This is a genomic window from Enterococcus sp. AZ067, from assembly GCF_051715005.1.
Lineage (GTDB): Bacteria > Bacillota > Bacilli > Lactobacillales > Enterococcaceae > Enterococcus_D > Enterococcus_D casseliflavus.
The window spans coordinates 1,958,264-1,974,767 of sequence record NZ_JBIOSY010000001.1 but is presented as its reverse complement, the minus strand read 5'-3'; the positions used below and the strand labels follow the sequence as shown (position 1 = coordinate 1,974,767).

Sequence of the window (16,504 nt, the reverse complement as noted above, 5' to 3'; positions counted from 1 at the left end):
AGGATCATAGCTTGCAACAAGAAACAACTGGCAGGAATAGTAAATTATTCCTGCCTTTTTTGGAAGGAGAACCACTTTTGACTGAACAACGTATGAGAATGAAATGGATAAAAACGGTTACCTGTGCGGTCATCCTACTATCATTCTTTTTTTCACCAAGATTGAGCTATGCTCAGACAGAATCAGAATTAAACTTCTATGTGACGCCTATCTTACCTGAAAGTCAGCTGGAAGGAGGGGCGTTGGGGTATTTCGATTTAAATCTTGGGGCAGGAGAACGTGATGAATTGGCTTTAGAGATCGAAAATGGTTCTGATCAAGCGATCGAAATAGAAATTTCTGCCCATACGGCATTTACGAATGTGAATGGTGTTGTGGAATATGGCCGGGATGCAGAATCCCCTGATCCGACTTTACCTGCATCAATTGATGAACTGGTAGAGGTGCCTGAAACCGTATCGTTCGATCCATTAGAAAAACGAATCATTTCTTTACCGATTACGATGCCAGAAGAGGAATTTAAAGGGGTTTTGGCAGGTGGCATTCGAATCAAAGAGGTTATTTCGGAAGAGGAGCAAACACAATCTGCTGAACAAGGATTAGGCATTCGGAATGCATTTTCCTATGTCATTGGTGTGGTAGTAAGCAACAATCGGTCCGCAACGGATCCGGGATTGGAACTGCTTGATGTTTTTGCCGATCAAGTAAACTACCGAAACGTATTTAGTGCTGTTATCCAAAATTATACTTCAACATTTGTCAATCAATTGGAAGTAACAGCTGAAATTCGATCTGTTGGCAGTGAGACGATTTTATATGAAACAAGTCAATCAGCGATGCAAATGGCTCCTAATTCACATATGCATTTCCCAATTCCCTTGAATGGTGATCGTTTTCGTAATGGGGAGTATGTATTGAATCTTACTGCGCGGTCAGGAGAGGAAGAGTGGTCTTGGGAACAGACATTTAGCGTAGAGGCAGAAGATGCTCGCCGCTTAAATGAACTCGATGTCACTGTAGATACGTCACTCAATTGGTGGATGATCGCCACGGCTGGTCTAATCAGCTTGTTTCTATTGCTTGCGATCATCCTAATTGTTCGTCAGAAAAAAAATGCAAAGGAAGGTGGGAAAAGTTGAAATGAAGAATACCTCACACAAGGTAATAATTGCGATCATTATTGGATTACTAAGTGTGCAAACTTTTTTTCCAAGTCTGAGCAGTTTACTATTGCCAGAAATCCACGCCATCGATCACACGATTGAACCATTGGACGAAACGCAGAACATGTCCTTGCTTGATAAAGCAACACAACCGATCCAAACAAAAGAATTTGACATCCATACCCCTTTTTTTCAGTTTCCAGTTAGTGTGATTGAAGGTGTCGTGGATCAACCGATCGATGTTTTCGTCGTATCAAGCCAATCGTTAGATGAGATTACGCTGGTTGTAGCGAAAGAAGCAGCGATCGTGGAAGAAGAATTTGCTGCAGAAGTGAAGAGTAAAAAGCTGTCTGAAGAAGAACAGGAATGGACGCTTGCCTTTGATGAAGAGCTAATGGAGTTCGAGATTCCTATCGTCTTTAATAAAATAGGCGATTATCAACTGGTTATAGGTGAAGCGGAACTAACGATCGAAGTACAGGCAGAAGATGACGAGGAAGAGGACTCGGATGATGATGCAGATAATGAAACGATCGAGACAGAAGTCTCACCATCAGAGACGCCGCAGGAAGGGGAACGAACCACGCAACCTTCCAATGACGCGAACCTAAACGAGAATCAGCAAGACACAGAAGCTGATCAAGCAGAAGCGATTGCCCAATTGACAGAACCGGTCACACCGTTAAACGAAATCAGTCACCGGGATGTTTCCAACTGGCAAGAATTTATGGCGGCAATCGTGAATAAAGATGTAAATTATATCAATATCGTAAACGACTTTGAATCTTCGGATAATCCTACTCAAGGAGTTTCTGGAGTGGCTGTGGGAAGTGCAACTTCCAACCCAACAAATGGATTAGCCTATATTTGGACCAATGCTTCTGGAATTTCAAGAACGCTTGTGATCGAAGGCAATGGGTATCAAATCGACTTTAGAGCTGTTGCTGTCGGATTTTATGATAGTACCGTCAATAGTGCAACGCCGTGGGACATCACGTACCAAAATATCGATATCGTTCATGGCAACTATTATGGCTTCATGAATTTTACGAATATGAGCATTCCACAACAGAATCTATCCAGAATGCGCTACCATAATTTGACCAATGCGGGAAATCAATTGATTCACTCGCACGCAACACCTGTCGTTATGTCTGGCGAGGTAACATCGCATCAATCACCGACGTATACGTCCCGATCAGGACGAGTACAAACGATCAACGCAACGAATCAGGTAAATATGGAAATAACCCAATTAGAAGTTCTCGATAACGCAGTAGTTGACATGTCAACGATTAATGCGGGAAATATTTATTTGTACTATGCAACGGGTCGAATGATTATTGGCGATGATGTGAAAATGACCTTGCGAACAGCTGGCACAGGAGGAGAAGCCTATGGGGCAAATATTTACATTCAAAATGGTCGGATCGATATCGGTAATCGATCAGAGCTTCATTTGAATGCTCGAGCCAACTCCCCCGCAATCAGTATGTATGCTAGCGGCGCCCACTTTGAAATGTCTGAGGATAGCAAAGTGGTAATCAAAGCTGACGGACGTACCACAAGCCTCAATGGATGGGGCTATAACATTATCTACATGGGTGCTGGAAGCACGATGCTTATTGGAAATAAAAGCAGTGTCGAAATTGATGCAGTGAATCAAGGGACCACCACATCCGGAGTGATCCATGTAGCCGGTGCCGCCACATTTATTGTTGCTAAAGAAGGAATCTTGGATATTAAGTCAGACGGAACCAATCCCTCTCATTCCTTAATGACATTTTTGAGCTCGGCCTCAACCTTCACTTTTGCGGATGCACAACGCATCAATTTAGAGAAAACAAGGGCGGTTACCGGAAATGCAGCAAATAGCAGCCTTATTTCGATCTCCGGCAGCGGTGGGCTATTAGATGTGGATATTCAAGCAGCGAAACAATGGCGGCACGGAAACTTGACGGAGGAACCAGACTTCAGTTGGAGTCCAATCTTCAACTTAAAAGTGAATTTTGCCTCTACCTTGTCATCGATTTCGAATGTTTCTTCCATCTCTCAAGAGATCGTTGATCATTTTCGCGCGAATTTTACCACAAGAGCACAACGCATCCTATTTGAATATATTCCAGATGTCGAGGTTCATTTAGAACCATTAACGGAAGACCCGGCACTGGAAGGCTCAAGAATCATTAGGGGAAAAGCCACACCTTATAGTGTGATTCGTTTTGACGGAGATCCAGCGATTCCCGCACCGCAACTGCAATCACCCTCTTTTGATGATAACAGCTTGTTTCATCTTCAAGCAGATGCCAATGGTGATTTCAGCTTGACCTTAGCCGAGGGGGATCGGTTTACAAAACATAATACGGTGACGGCTTACGCTTTCTTAAATGGAAAATTTGATACAGCTGAAACAGTTGTTCAAGAGATTGCCACAATGAATCCACGAGATCCGATCGCGCCAGATATTGAAGTGAATCCAGAAAATAAACCGGATATACCAGAACATTTAGGGTTTATCAGTATCGATTTCATCTCCCAGTATAGCTTTGGAGATGTATCAATAAGTGCAGATACCAAACAGTACAAGGCATTGCCGCAACGTCTTAGCAGTGCAGATGGCTCAGTAACTGAGGAACGGCCAAATTACGTGCAGATTTCTGACCGGCGCGCTCAATTTACCGGCTGGGAACTAAACGCGACATTATCCGCTGCAGGATTTCGTAATGAGCGAGGAGAAGAACTTCGGGGTGCACGAATTATTTTAGAAAATGCAGTTATGCTGACGAATGCTGCCAATTCAGCAATTCCTCCCACTTATAGCGAATCAATGATCCTTGATCCTGGGGTACCCGCTTTGATCGCTGAAGCAGATGCAAATGAAGGAAGCGGTACCTGGATTCAGCGCTACGGGGATATGGGGACGATGGGGGATAGTGTCAAACTTGAAGTACCCATTGGATCAAATCCGCGTAACATGACCTACCAAGCAACAATTGAATGGGAGTTAAGTTTTGTCCCATCTACCGAATGATCAATGCTCAATCTTATCAAATGGAAGCTGTTGACGCCTATGACAGCTTCCATTCTTGATAGGAAGATAGTGAGTAAATCGCTTGAAAAGCAGTGGGTTTTACCGTTTTTTTGCGGTAGATCACGCTTGCTTCATAATAACCGCGAAGATATAGAGTTCACCTAAACTCGTGCAAAAACTATTCAAGCAGCTTTGAATCAGTTCGTCAGGTTTTGTTCAAAACCAATGATGCCAGCTGAAACAAGAGAAAGGAAACTGTATGAAGAGTAAAAAAAAGAAGTCATATCTGACATTATTCAGTGCTGGGATTTTAGCAAGCCAACTTTTTGTTTCTCCCGTATTGCTGGCGAAAGAAAGCCCTCAGCCTGATAACTATTCAGAAAATACAAATGTCGAACAGCAACTTGATGACCAAGATTCATCGGCAGCAGAAGACCAAGAAAGTCAAGAAGACGTCAGCAAAGAGCAAACGGAGGACTCGACCGAGTTATCCTCCGAATCAAATGAACCGCTTATGGATTCAGAAACAGCAGATCCCGTTGTAGAATCTCTTGATTCGTCTGAAGAATCAGACTCAACACAAACGACCGAGTCAGCGGAAACGACCGAACTAGAGGAATTAGAGTCCACGGAACCTTCCGAGGAAGAGGAAAAAATAGATGCTGAAACGGACGATCTAGAAGTAGAAACAGAGAACAAGCCAAAAGAGACCGACTTGATTGATGAGTCATTGGCACCAAAAGAAAATGAAATTTCAACTGAGAGCAACGAAAATACTGAAAATGCAAAAAAAGAGGAGCCGAAAACACCTCCGATTATTGCACCTGAGCAAGTAATAAACCCTGTCGTTCAATCACCAGATGCTACTTCTCACTTGAAAAATTCTTTTTATGATGGACGTACCATTGATTTACCAGAGAGTTTTCGGGCAGCGAAGATCGCAGATTCGAATCTGTTAGATTTCACCTTGCCGATATTAGCTAATTATGATGCCCAATGGCAAGCGGCATTGGTCTACGAGATCATCGGGCAAATTGGTGAACTAGAAGAACCATCGACAATGGACGAATGGATCAATGAACGGATCAAAGCGGTTATAGAAGGAAAAGCTAGCTGGATAGAAAAAGAACAGCAGGTTGAACAATTACAACCGGGGGATCTTTTATATGACGCAAATCAGTTAATCGGTATCTACCTCGCAGATGGTTACCAAGCAAGTTTAGTGACAAATCAAGAAGAGCCAACGAAAACTGCCATCGAAGTTCAGCGGGTTTCAATCGAAGAGCCGCTATCGATCAGACGGCTATCAAATCCTGAATTGGCTACATATGGCGAAAAGCTAGTTACTGAATATCCAGCCCCTTACGAATTTACAGTGAATCAAAAGACCCAGACGTTTATCGAAACATTGGCACAAGAAGCCCAAAGCTTAGGGCAAGAATACGATGTCTTTGCTTCTGTATTAATCGCGCAAGCGATCCTTGAAAGCGGCAGTGGCGACAGCGGGCTTTCAAGCAGTCCCCATTATAACCTTTTTGGGATCAAAGGCAGTTATCAAGGAAACAGCGTGACTTTACCAACAATGGAAGATAAAGGCAACGGAGAACTATTCCAAATTCAAGCCGCCTTTCGTTCCTATTCAAGTTATCGAGATTCGATGGCAGATTATGTCAAATTGATTCGCGGAGGAATCACTGGAAATCCAACCTTTTATCAAGACGTGTGGCGCTCTGAATCAAAAAACTATCTTCGGGCAGCAGATGCTTTGACGGGTACTTATGCGACCGATGTTAATTATAGTAAAAAAATCAATTCACTGATTGCGGTCTATGGATTGACGCAATATGACCAAGTGATCGCAACAGAAACAGGCTTGTTTATCCAAGGAAAAGAACAAATTCCAGAAGAGTATCGCTCCCTCATGACATTTCCAGAATACAACGGTCGTGACTACAATCTTTCTGGTTCGTATCCTGTTGGACAATGTACTTGGTATGTGTTCAATCGGGTGAGTCAATTAGGCGGTCAAGTAGATGACTACATGGGAAATGGTGGTCAATGGGGCAATACCGGACGACGTTTAGGTTACAACGTCAGTCAAACGCCTAAAGCAGGCAGTATGATCTCTTTTGCACCTGGAACAGCTGGATCTGATCCTCGTTATGGTCATGTCGCTTTTGTTGAAGCCGTTGGTCCAAATGGTATTTTGGTTTCAGAAGGAAATGTCTATGGTGGAACCACAATCTCTTATCGCGTGATCAGCAATGAATTGGCGCACTCATCAAGTGTTTCATATATTATGCCAAAATAAGGATGGAGGGCTGGCAATATGAGTAAAAGGCATAGACAAATAGGTCTTCCTATCAGCGGTATCTTTTTGATGGTCCTTTTGCTTATTGCGTTTCTTCAGCCGTATCGACTGGCGTTAGTCAGAGGAACGTCCATGCTGCCGACGATCGAGGATCGACAAGTTGTGCTGATTCATAAAAAGCGCCAGCCAAATCGCTATCAGCTGATCGCTTTCGAACAGGAAGGAAAATTTTTGATCAAGAGAGTGATTGGTGTACCGGGGGATTCCTTCGTTCGTACACAGGAGCGGTTGTTGATTGGGGCGGAGGATACTGACTTTGATTTTTCATTTATGATCACTGTGAAGGATGAAGCCGTTGAGGCGTTGCCGATTCGGGGGTACCTCAAAGAAGATGAGTACTTTGTCGTTGGCGATGCACTGCTCACTTCAAGTGATAGTAGAGAATTTGGAATCATTTCAAGTAAAACCTTTTATGGTGTGGTGACCACGTTCTTCTGACACATCAGCTTTTTGAAAGGAAGTTTGCGATGATTCATTTCTTGCAACATATCAACGAGACTAAGTTTGTATCAAAATGGATGAATAAAACGAATTTTAGTTTTGATGGAAGGAAGAGACTGTGATTTTTATCTATATTGGGATGATACTGCTTGCCATTGGAGCAGGTAGTATCATCGGTTGGCGATTGTATCGAGAATATTTATTAAGAAAAGTTGAAAAGCAGCTGTCGTCAGATGCTTTATCCAAAAGGAAACTGCGTTTATTTAAGCACAACCTGCGCAGTGGGCACCTGCTAATTTTATTGGGCTGCAGTAGTGCCATAATCGTAAGTGTCTTGCTACTAACAGTTTTTCAGCTGACAGGCGGCATTCATTTGCAAAAGCTGCAAGAAGAAACCAGTCAATTGAAAGAGGAAGTCTTCGCGCTAAGAACTGAACAAACGGAATGGATGCGTATGCCGATTTTTGCATATCCTGAGAACGGCTTTTCTTTTGAAGCGATTGATTGGGAGCATTTACTCGTCTCCAATGATCGTGAAGCACAGTTTGCAGCTGAATATGAGTTGGCCTATCAGTTATCACCATATCTAGGTCGCACTGTAGCGATGATTTTTGTTGATCAGCCTTTGCAAGAAATCTCGATTGTTCTATCTAGCAAATTACCATCAATTGATGACTTAAACGGATGGGAAGAGAATTTTTCTCGTCTACTCCATGATATGCAGAACGTTCCCCTGATCACCCAAGGAACCTTCTCTGTCCAATTTTCCAAGGATTCTGATCAGTCCTTTGAGCAGACGATCATTCGTGACGAGAATGGGGTCTGGACCCTTTTAGAACGCAGATTCCCAAACACTGATGCTCAAGAAGTAGCCAACAACGAGAGGAGCGAGAGCATATCGTCTACTCCTCAAACGGATCAAAGTGAAACGATCAATACAAATGAACAAAAAGGCAGTGTGAAAAATTAATGATGAAAAAGAAAAACAAAGGTTGGTTTTCTGCCCAAAAGCTAATGGATGAAGTGAATCAATTATCCATAGAAGAGCTGAATGAATTTGAGGAGACAAATCAAGAAGAGGGAATCGTTGAGGATCAAGGGTCCGCAAAGGCTACGCCTGAAAAAAAAGAGGATAAGACCAATCGACCAGCGGACAATGAACCCCCTAAAACCCAGAAAGAAGCAGTAAAACCTGTCGCACAAACTTTCGCAAAACCGATTTCTCACCAAAGAGTGGCTGGAGATCAGCAGAAAGAGCAAAGTGTCAAAAAGATAGCAGTGCAGCAAAAGTCCTCTGGCAACCGTGATAGCTACGCCAAGGATAGTCAACTCGTTGAAGATAAAGGAGAACGTATGGAGAAAGAATTGAGTACAAACCAAACTAATAAGCAAGAATCAAAAGAACAAGAAAAGGATCATATGATTGAAAATTTATCTTTTGAAATCAAAGAATTGATTTTAGAAAATGAGCAATTACAGGAAGAAAAAAATCAGTTGAAAAAACAGCAGAAGATAGTGGCTCAACAAGAAGCAGAGGCAAAAGAATTAAAAGCTTCGCTAGTAGAAGCGAATAAGAAAGTCAAAGACCTAGAAGAGCAGTTTGCAAAAGTAGATACAGAAAAACTTGAAGCAAAAATCCAGCAATTAGAGGCCAAGTTAGCTGTTCAGCAAGAAAAAGAGCAACAAGAGCAACAAACTTATGAAAAGGAACGCGCTGAATGGACCTTGAAGCGGCAAGAAATCCAGCAGCTGCAAGAGGTAATTGCTGATTTGAAACAGCAATTGGCAGAAAAAGAAGAGCTTGCTGCAAATGTATCAGCTAGCGAATCAAATGAAGAAGTCGCAGAGCTTCAGGCGACAATCGAAGCATTAAGGGAAGAAAATGCAGCCCTACAAATCGAAAACGAGCAGTTCCAAACAGAAATCAGCGAGGTCTTAGTCTTTGCTAGAAGAAAAGCGAATCGCACGATTCAAGAAGCGAAAATCGAATCTGAACGAATGATCCGTACAACAGAAATGCGGATCGATGGGATTCATGATCGTGCCAAAGAGATTCTTTTTGAAGTGAACGAGACGAAAGAAAATGTGATTCATTTATTTGACGATCTGCATAATCAAGTTTATCAGCTTTCCGATAAAAAATTGCTGTTTGAAGAGCTTGAAAAGTAAGCTTCTACATTTATATGGCAGGAATTAAAAAAAACAGTAGATCAGATTTTGATCTACTGTTTTTTTGCGATTCTCCATTATTCGACACTATCATCGTTTGGTTCCGGCGGGTCTGGCGGTGAGGAAGGATTTTCTTCACTGCTGGAAGGTGTTGTTGAACCGGGATCCTGACTAGAAGCAGGAGGCGTAACGACCGATGATGAATCATCCTCATCAGGTGTTGTCACTGGTGGTGTTACTTCGCTTGATGATTCTGTTGTACTTGATGGTGTTGATTCGCTACTTTCTGTAGAAGGTGTCGTTGGTTCAACGTAGGAACTGCTGCTGGACGAACTTGGTGCTGAATAGCTTGGTTGGGTGTACGTCCCCTCAAGATAAAGCTCTCTTCCGATCCGTGTCAATCCGTCAGGCATTGTCCAGTCCGTGTTTTCTACAGAAGCAGAAACATAGCGCATCAATTCACGATAGACATCTGAAGCCACATGGGTACTACTATCAGTGATCGGTGTCATTTTGTCGTTGTAGCCTGTCCAAACCGCCAATGAGTAGGAGGGAGTATAGCCGGCAAAGGTAATATCAGGGTAGGCACCATTCGATGTATCCAGTTGTGCTAACTGGTCATCGGTGTAGTTGGACGTTCCCGTTTTCCCTGCTTGGTACAAACCATCGATTTGCGCGTTGGTTCCAGTTCCGACAGAAATAACATCTTTCAAGATATCGGTCACCATGTAAGCTGTCGTATCATCCATTGCTTCTTGACCAGAAACTTTAAAGGATTCTTCGTCTTCTGTACCATCTTGCATGACGATTTTATTGACGTACTGTGGTTCATAATAGGTGCCACCATTTGAAAACGCAGCATAAGCAGCGGCCATTTTCAGACTGGAGATCCCATACTTTGTGCCATCCAATTTATCCGTATTGCTGGAAATCGCATTGGATTGGGTGATCGTATCATATTCGATTCCTAAACCACTGAGAAAGTCTGCGATATTGTCCGCGCCGACTTCATCAAACAGCTTCACTGCCGGCACATTTCTAGACTCTGCTAGAGCGGTCCGCAAGGTGATATTGCCCATATATTGGCGATCCCAGTTGTAAACAGGAATATTCGTCCCTTTATACGTGTAAGGTTCATCTAAAATCATTCTACCCGTGGAATCTTGTAGAAATTGAAAGGCAGGGCCATAGTCTGTGATTGGTTTGACGGTCGAACCAAAGTCTCGTGCGACATTGACAGCCAGGTTATTTGCTAGAACATCATCAACATTACGGGCACCGATCTGAGCGGTCACCTTGCCTGTGTTAACATCAACTAAGGTAGCGGCAACTTGCATCTTGTCATCTGGGTAATCAACGTAGTCGTCACTGTTGACGATGTCATATAATCGTTTTTGTGCATCGATATCGACATTAGTATAAATATCTAAGCCGTCAGTATACACATCTTTCCCAGTTTTTTCTTTGACTTCAGCGATCACTTCGTTAAAGTAGTTGTCAAAGTATTTCCACTCTTGGTTTTCACGGGGATTGTCTTGCAAGCCTTCTTGAATATCCTCGGCAACGGCCGCATCATATTCCGCTTGCGTGATTTTTTCATTTTCCAGCATCGCACCTAAAACAACATCTCGCCGACTTTTCGCATTATCAGGATGCGCAAATGGGTCAAAAGCTGAAGGGGCATTTGGTAAACCGGCAATCAAAGCGGTTTGCGCAAGGTCTAGTTCAGCTAACGGCTTGCCGTAAAACTTCATTGCGGCCGTTTGCATCCCATATACACCATTGGACATATATACTTTATTGATGTAGTAAGTGAGGATCTCTTGTTTTGATTTCATTTGTTCAAGACGAACCGCCATCCATGCTTCTTGTGCTTTTCGACGTAATGTTTGGTCTTCAGCGCTGGTAGAAAAGAAGGACAGCTTGATCAATTGCTGTGTCAACGTACTTCCGCCTTGCATACCGCCGGTTGTGGCATTGGATAATGCGGAACCGACGATCCGAATCGGATCGACTCCGATATGCTGGTAGAAGCGGCGATCTTCGACTGAGACGATCGCGTCTTCCAGCAGTTGAGGAATCTCACTTGCAGTAATTTTTTCTCTGGTTTCACTACCGAATTCAGTGATCAATTCGCCATTTGACGCATAGAAACGAGAAGAAACCGTTGAATCCAAACGTGTTTCATCAAGTGCAGGCGCATCTTTGGCATACCACCAGAATAGCCCCATCCCGGATAGAATCCCGATACAGCCTAAGAAAAACAGCCCCATAAATACTTTTAAAAGAATACTCCCAATGCTTCGTTTGCCTTTTGCCTTAGGAGGCTTTGGTGCTTTTTTAGCTGTACCTTTTTTAGAATCATGCCGAGAGGTCCTCGATTGTGATCCATTTGCCATACTAATCATTCTCCTTCATCGTTAAAAATTGATCAACTGCTTTTAAATAGGGAATACGCGGCGCAATTGAAGGGATGATTTCAATCCCATTCGTTTCAATATAGGCCAGTGTCATTGATTTTTTTCCCGTTTCTTTTTGCAGGTGCCATTGAGAAACTAAGCACTTGCTATCGAGAAAAAAGCAGCGTTGTAGACTAGAAAACCATAAAAGAACAAAACATAAACCCGCTTGTTCCAAACAGTCTTCCATATGCTTGATTTGGTGTGGATGAAAATTTTTAAAGGGAAATGACGTTTTGTTTTGAGTCTCTTTCGCTTCAAAGTCGATATATTGCCCTTGATAAACCCCATTGTAATCAGTGGTGGATGCCTCACGGAAATAGGCTTCTTTGATTACGGCGGCGCTTCTTCTTGGATAATCTACTTTCACGATTTGAATTGGTGTCGGTTTCTTATGAATGACAGCAAGTTTCCGATTCAAATAATAAAGGTTGCTTTCATTGATCGCTTCTTCAAAACGCATCCCACGATTGGCATACGTTTTTGGCTTTATTAGTTTCTCTTGCATTTTTTGTTTTTTGCCGTCATCATAGGTAGTAGATTGTCCATTCGGGTAACGAATAACCATGTTGTTCACACTCCTAGGCAACATTATACCAAAAAGTCGTTTGGAAAGAAAAGAGATGACCAGAGAAACAATGAAAACCTTATACTTTACTGGCTATCGTAATTATGAATTAGGTGTCTTTCAAGCAAAAGATCCCAAGATTGCAGTTATTAAGAAAGTAATAATGTCGACTTTGACCAATTATGTCGAAGAAGGGTTAGAATGGCTCTTGATCAGTGGGAATCTTGGAGCGGAGCTGTGGTGTGCCGAAGCCGTTGAACAATTAAAACAGACATACCCAGAACTGAAACTAGGAATTATTTTTCCATTTGAAGGGTTTGGTGAAAATTGGAACGAAACAAATCAGCAGGCACTGCAAACAGCGAAGTCATTTGCCGATTATGTCAATGCCACCAGCCATAAGCCTTACCAAGACCCCAGTCAATTAAGAAATCACACGGCATTTTTACTGGAGCATACCGAAGGCGCACTTGTGTTATATGATGACGAATTTCCAGGAAAACCTAATTATTTCTTAAGAGATGCCAAAGCTTATAGTGAGCAAAATCCCTACTTTATTCATCAAATAACAATGGATGACCTACAAAACGCAACATTTGATAGTAATTTACTTTGATTTTCGTATATTTTTTGATAGAATGGTCTAGAAAGTGAAAACCATTTGGAATAAACAATGAGGTGTAAATAATGGCAAATTTAATTTATAGTCCAAAAGATATTCTGCAACAAGAATTCAAAACAAAAATGCGCGGGTATGATCCAGTTGAAGTGGACGAGTTTTTAGATAATATCATTAAAGACTACGAAAGCTACAATAAAGAGATCTTAGCCCTGCAAGAAGAAAATGACCGTCTGACAGCGAAAATCGATCAATTGTCGAAAAACCAAGCGATCGCATCTCGTGTTCAACAAGAAGCGCCGAAAAGCCAAACCGTTACAAACTTTGATATTTTGAAACGTTTGTCTAATCTTGAAAAAGAAGTGTTTGGCAAAAAGCTTGATCGTGAATCAGAACCTGTCACTCGTTCTTCTTCCTACAACAGCAACTATACAAATGCTGATTTTGAAGATGACAACGAAAAAACCCGTCAATTCTAATCTAATGTAGAAAAGATAGTTGTGGTTTTCGGGTAATTGCGGCATAACTCGATTATGCTGAGGAAAGTCCATGCTCGCACAAGCTGAGATGCTTGTAGTGTTCGTGCCTAGCGAAACCATAAGCTAGGGTACTTGAGAAAGTAACGGCAGGAAAAATGGCTAAGGTGCAAGCTATGCCAAAGTATCCTTGAAAGTGCCACAGTGACGAAGCAAGGCGGGAAACCGTCTTGGTGGAACGCGGTAAACCCCTCGAGCGAGCAACCCAAACAATGGTAGGGGCACTTTTTGCACGGAAATGAACGGAGCAAGAAGGCAAGTAATTGCAGATAGATAATTACCCAGTGTTTTCTTCTCCCTGAGGAAAATACGGACAAAACATGGCTTATAGAAAATCACAACCTATCAGGGAATCCTTCCAGCAACGGAAGGTTTTTTTATACCAAGAAGGAGAGCGTTATGACTGAAAAAACATTTAATTGTATTGCCACCGCTGCGAGCGGTTTAGAAGCACTAGTGGGCAAAGAATTACGGGATTTAGGGATCGAGTGTGAGGTTGAAAACGGCCGAGCGCGTTTTAAAGGGACGATGGAGACCATTGCTACCGCGAACTTGTGGCTCCGTACCGCGGACCGTATCAAAATCGTCGTCGGGGAATTTGACGTATTGACTTTCGATCAGCTGTTTGAAGAAGTTAAAGCGTTACCGTGGGAAGACTTTTTACCTTTAGACGCTGAATTTCCAGTAGCTGGAAAATCAATCAAATCAAAATTGTATAGTGTACCTGATTGTCAAGCGATTACCAAAAAAGCAATCGTCAATCGTTTAAGAGAAGTATACCATCGTCCAGCAAGTGTGCCGCTGACTGAAACGGGCGCTTTTTTCCAATTAGAAGTCGCTTTATTGAAAGACCATGCGATGATCACATTGGATACGACTGGCCCTAGTTTGTTTAAACGTGGCTATCGTTTAGAAAAAGGAGGCGCGCCGCTGAAAGAAAACATGGCTGCGGCTTTAGTGATGGTGACAAATTGGTACAAAGACAAGCCGTTTGTCGATCCCGTTTGTGGATCAGGCACGTTGTGCATTGAAGCAGCGTTGATCGGTCACAATATCGCCCCTGGCTTTAATCGGGAATTTGTTTGCGAAACGTGGGATTGGTTCCCAGCAGAAGTATTTGAAAAAGTACGGAAAGAAGCAGATGAAGCAGCAGATTATGATGTCGAATTAGATATTACCGGTTCGGATATCAATGGTCGAATGATTGAGATCGCCCGCAGAAATGCGGAAGAAATCGGTCTAGGAGACTCGATCACCTTCAAACAACAAGCCGTTAAAGACTTTAAAACAGAAAAAGAGTATGGTGTCGTTGTGGCTAACCCTCCTTATGGTGAACGCTTAGGAGAAGAAGCGTCCGTTCAGCGACTGTATCAGGAAATGGGCCAAGTGTTTCGGCCGCTAAAAACCTGGAGCAAGTACTTTTTGACCAGTGACTTGACTTTTGAGACCCATTACGGCGAAAAAGCGACAAAAAAACGCAAATTATACAACGGTGCGATTCGTACCGATCTCTTCCAATACTGGGGACAACGTCCGCCACGCAAAAAGGAGTCTGCTGAATGAAAGAACAAGAATTTCTGAAAGAATTAAAAGAAATCGATCTATTACAACAAGCAATGGGGATCTTAGGCTGGGATAATCAAACAGGGATGCCAGAAAAAGCCAGTGATTACCGTGCGGAAGTTGACAGCTATTTATATGGTCTATACTTTGACAAAAAAGTGGGGGAACCAATCCAAGAAGCGATCAGCTATTTCGGGAAACACCCAGATGAATTATCAGAAGTAGGGAAAGCTGCGTATCAATTAGTCAAAGAAGAATATGAATTGCAAAAAAATGTACCCAATGAGTTGGCGATGGCGGCTTCCGCAGCTACGTCAAAAGCACATACTGCTTGGCTCAAAGCCCGTAAAGAAAAAGATTTTTCTTTATTTAAAGACGCTCTTTCTGAAAACATTCGCTTGACGAAAGAATTGATTCCTTATTGGAAGAAAAATGAGCTGACGAACTATGACGTCTTGTTAAACCAATACGAGCCGAATATGACGGTTGAGATCTTGGATAACGTATTCTCACAAGTGAGAGACGGTATCATGGATATTCGTCGTCAATTGGCTGAAAAAGGAACAGCGCCAGACACTTCGATCCTTTCACGTGAGATGACCGAAGCGCAACAACGTAAATTTATCTCAAAAGTGATCGCCGACTTAGGCTATGACTTTTCTCGCGGCCGTTTGGATAATACGGTCCACCCATTCGCTACGGGGATCAACCACAATGATGTACGGTTGACCACACGCTGGAGCGAAACTGACTTTTCGATGGGACTGTTCGGTGTGATTCATGAAGCTGGTCACGGGATGTACGAGCAAAACATCGATGAGAAATACGAAGGCACGCCTGTTCATGAAGGGGCGTCCATGGGAATCCACGAATCCCAATCGCTGTTTAATGAAATCATTATCGGCAGCAACCGCAATTTCTGGGCAAAGCAATACCCATTTTTCCAAGAATGTGCGGAAGGCACGTTTGATGATGTGTCTTTTGACACTTTCTATGACTCCTTAAAGCACTCAAAAGCTAGCTTGATCCGTATTGAAGCTGATAGTCTGACATATGTCATTCATATTATTATTCGTTACGAGATCGAAAAAATGATCTTTAACGAAACCGTATCGATCGATGAACTGCCAAAAATCTGGAATGACAAATACGAGGAATATTTAGGGATTCGTCCAGAAAATGACTTGGAAGGGATCTTACAAGACGTTCATTGGTCAGGTTCAAGCTTCGGGTATTTCCCATCCTATGCTCTAGGATATATGTATGCAGCGCAATTACTCCACGCCATGGAAAAAGAAATTAATGTCGATGAAGTGTTGGCTTCGGATGATTATTCACCGATTCGTAAATGGCTGACTGAAAATATTCATCAATATGGCGCATCCAAGAAACCAAATGAATTGATTTTAGATGCAACGGATGAATTATTGAATCCTCAATATCTATTAGACTATTTACGCAAGATCTATTTTAGTGTCTATAAAATCAGCGAGACGCAAGATTTCGCTTAAAAGTAACGAGTGGAAAGAAGCTTCGCAAGACGTTGCCGCCCCAATTATTTCATGGGGTGCTCGTCTTGTTGAA

At 42.5% G+C, this 16,504-nt stretch carries 12 protein-coding genes and 1 other RNA gene; 11 read left to right on the top strand and 2 right to left on the bottom strand.

What is annotated here, in order from left to right; all coding sequences use genetic code 11:
- The first annotated feature begins 11 nt into the window (after nt 1-11).
- The 6 genes from IGI82_RS09315 to IGI82_RS09290 all read left to right on the top strand — a co-directional run bounded on the left by IGI82_RS09315 (nt 12) and on the right by IGI82_RS09290 (nt 9,175).
- A complete protein-coding gene (locus IGI82_RS09315) occupies nt 12-1,139 on the top strand; it encodes a DUF916 and DUF3324 domain-containing protein (protein WP_015509751.1) in 1,128 nt (375 codons plus the stop codon).
- Between the two features lies 1 nt (nt 1,140).
- Entirely contained in the window at nt 1,141-4,194 is a 3,054-nt protein-coding gene (locus tag IGI82_RS09310; protein WP_438842097.1) for a pectate lyase-like adhesive domain-containing protein, read from the top strand.
- A gap of 259 nt (nt 4,195-4,453) precedes the next feature.
- Nucleotides 4,454-6,505: a glucosaminidase domain-containing protein gene (locus tag IGI82_RS09305; protein WP_438842096.1), complete on the top strand. Its 2,052-nt coding sequence runs from the start codon at nt 4,454-4,456 to the stop codon at nt 6,503-6,505.
- 18 nt (nt 6,506-6,523) lie between these two features.
- Nucleotides 6,524-7,003, top strand: a complete 480-nt coding sequence (gene lepB / locus IGI82_RS09300; protein ID WP_015509748.1) for a signal peptidase I — start codon at nt 6,524-6,526, stop codon at nt 7,001-7,003.
- 121 nt (nt 7,004-7,124) lie between these two features.
- Nucleotides 7,125-7,976, top strand: coding sequence for a hypothetical protein (locus IGI82_RS09295; protein ID WP_438842095.1), 852 nt, complete (start codon nt 7,125-7,127; stop codon nt 7,974-7,976).
- Nucleotides 7,977-7,978: 2 nt separating this feature from the next.
- A complete protein-coding gene (locus IGI82_RS09290; RefSeq protein WP_438842094.1) occupies nt 7,979-9,175 on the top strand; it encodes a hypothetical protein in 1,197 nt (398 codons plus the stop codon).
- A 77-nt stretch (nt 9,176-9,252) separates the two neighbouring features.
- Here the strand turns inward: IGI82_RS09290 and IGI82_RS09285 are convergent, their stop codons facing one another.
- A complete protein-coding gene (locus IGI82_RS09285) occupies nt 9,253-11,574 on the bottom strand; it encodes a PBP1A family penicillin-binding protein (protein WP_375806509.1) in 2,322 nt (773 codons plus the stop codon).
- Nucleotide 11,575: 1 nt separating this feature from the next.
- Nucleotides 11,576-12,202, bottom strand: coding sequence for a Holliday junction resolvase RecU (gene recU, locus IGI82_RS09280; protein WP_015509744.1), 627 nt, complete (start codon nt 12,200-12,202; stop codon nt 11,576-11,578).
- Nucleotides 12,203-12,272: 70 nt separating this feature from the next.
- Here recU and IGI82_RS09275 point away from each other — a divergent pair, with 70 nt between their 5' ends.
- The 5 genes from IGI82_RS09275 (at nt 12,273) to IGI82_RS09255 (ending at nt 16,431) form a co-directional block, all read left to right on the top strand.
- Nucleotides 12,273-12,818 carry a DUF1273 domain-containing protein gene (locus tag IGI82_RS09275; RefSeq protein WP_005226143.1) on the top strand — a complete coding sequence of 182 codons (546 nt, stop codon included), beginning with the start codon at nt 12,273-12,275 and terminating at the stop codon, nt 12,816-12,818.
- Nucleotides 12,819-12,889: 71 nt separating this feature from the next.
- On the top strand, nt 12,890-13,300 hold the full coding sequence (gpsB, locus tag IGI82_RS09270; protein ID WP_005226142.1) for a cell division regulator GpsB: 411 nt from the start codon (nt 12,890-12,892) through the stop codon (nt 13,298-13,300).
- A 24-nt stretch (nt 13,301-13,324) separates the two neighbouring features.
- An RNA gene (rnpB, locus tag IGI82_RS09265) (RNase P RNA component class B) lies at nt 13,325-13,690 on the top strand.
- 66 nt (nt 13,691-13,756) lie between these two features.
- On the top strand, nt 13,757-14,920 hold the full coding sequence (locus IGI82_RS09260; RefSeq protein WP_438842093.1) for a THUMP domain-containing class I SAM-dependent RNA methyltransferase: 1,164 nt from the start codon (nt 13,757-13,759) through the stop codon (nt 14,918-14,920).
- Nucleotides 14,917-16,431, top strand: a complete 1,515-nt coding sequence (locus IGI82_RS09255) for a carboxypeptidase M32 (protein ID WP_086316111.1) — start codon at nt 14,917-14,919, stop codon at nt 16,429-16,431. The genes IGI82_RS09260 and IGI82_RS09255 overlap by 4 nt, the downstream gene beginning before the upstream one ends.
- Nucleotides 16,432-16,504: the final 73 nt, after the last annotated feature.

Excerpts from the sequence above, each read along its gene's own strand:
- IGI82_RS09260 (WP_438842093.1), top strand. The coding sequence starts at position 13,757 with ATGACTGAAAAAACATTTAATTGTATTGCCACCGCTGCGAGCGGTTTA.
- recU (WP_015509744.1), bottom strand. The coding sequence starts at position 12,202 with ATGGTTATTCGTTACCCGAATGGACAATCTACTACCTATGATGACGGC.
- IGI82_RS09310 (WP_438842097.1), top strand. The coding sequence starts at position 1,141 with ATGAAGAATACCTCACACAAGGTAATAATTGCGATCATTATTGGATTA.
- IGI82_RS09255 (WP_086316111.1), top strand. The coding sequence starts at position 14,917 with ATGAAAGAACAAGAATTTCTGAAAGAATTAAAAGAAATCGATCTATTA.
- gpsB (WP_005226142.1), top strand. The coding sequence starts at position 12,890 with ATGGCAAATTTAATTTATAGTCCAAAAGATATTCTGCAACAAGAATTC.
- IGI82_RS09305 (WP_438842096.1), top strand. The coding sequence starts at position 4,454 with ATGAAGAGTAAAAAAAAGAAGTCATATCTGACATTATTCAGTGCTGGG.
- lepB (WP_015509748.1), top strand. The coding sequence starts at position 6,524 with ATGAGTAAAAGGCATAGACAAATAGGTCTTCCTATCAGCGGTATCTTT.
- IGI82_RS09275 (WP_005226143.1), top strand. The coding sequence starts at position 12,273 with ATGAAAACCTTATACTTTACTGGCTATCGTAATTATGAATTAGGTGTC.
- IGI82_RS09285 (WP_375806509.1), bottom strand. The coding sequence starts at position 11,574 with ATGGCAAATGGATCACAATCGAGGACCTCTCGGCATGATTCTAAAAAA.
- IGI82_RS09290 (WP_438842094.1), top strand. The coding sequence starts at position 7,979 with ATGAAAAAGAAAAACAAAGGTTGGTTTTCTGCCCAAAAGCTAATGGAT.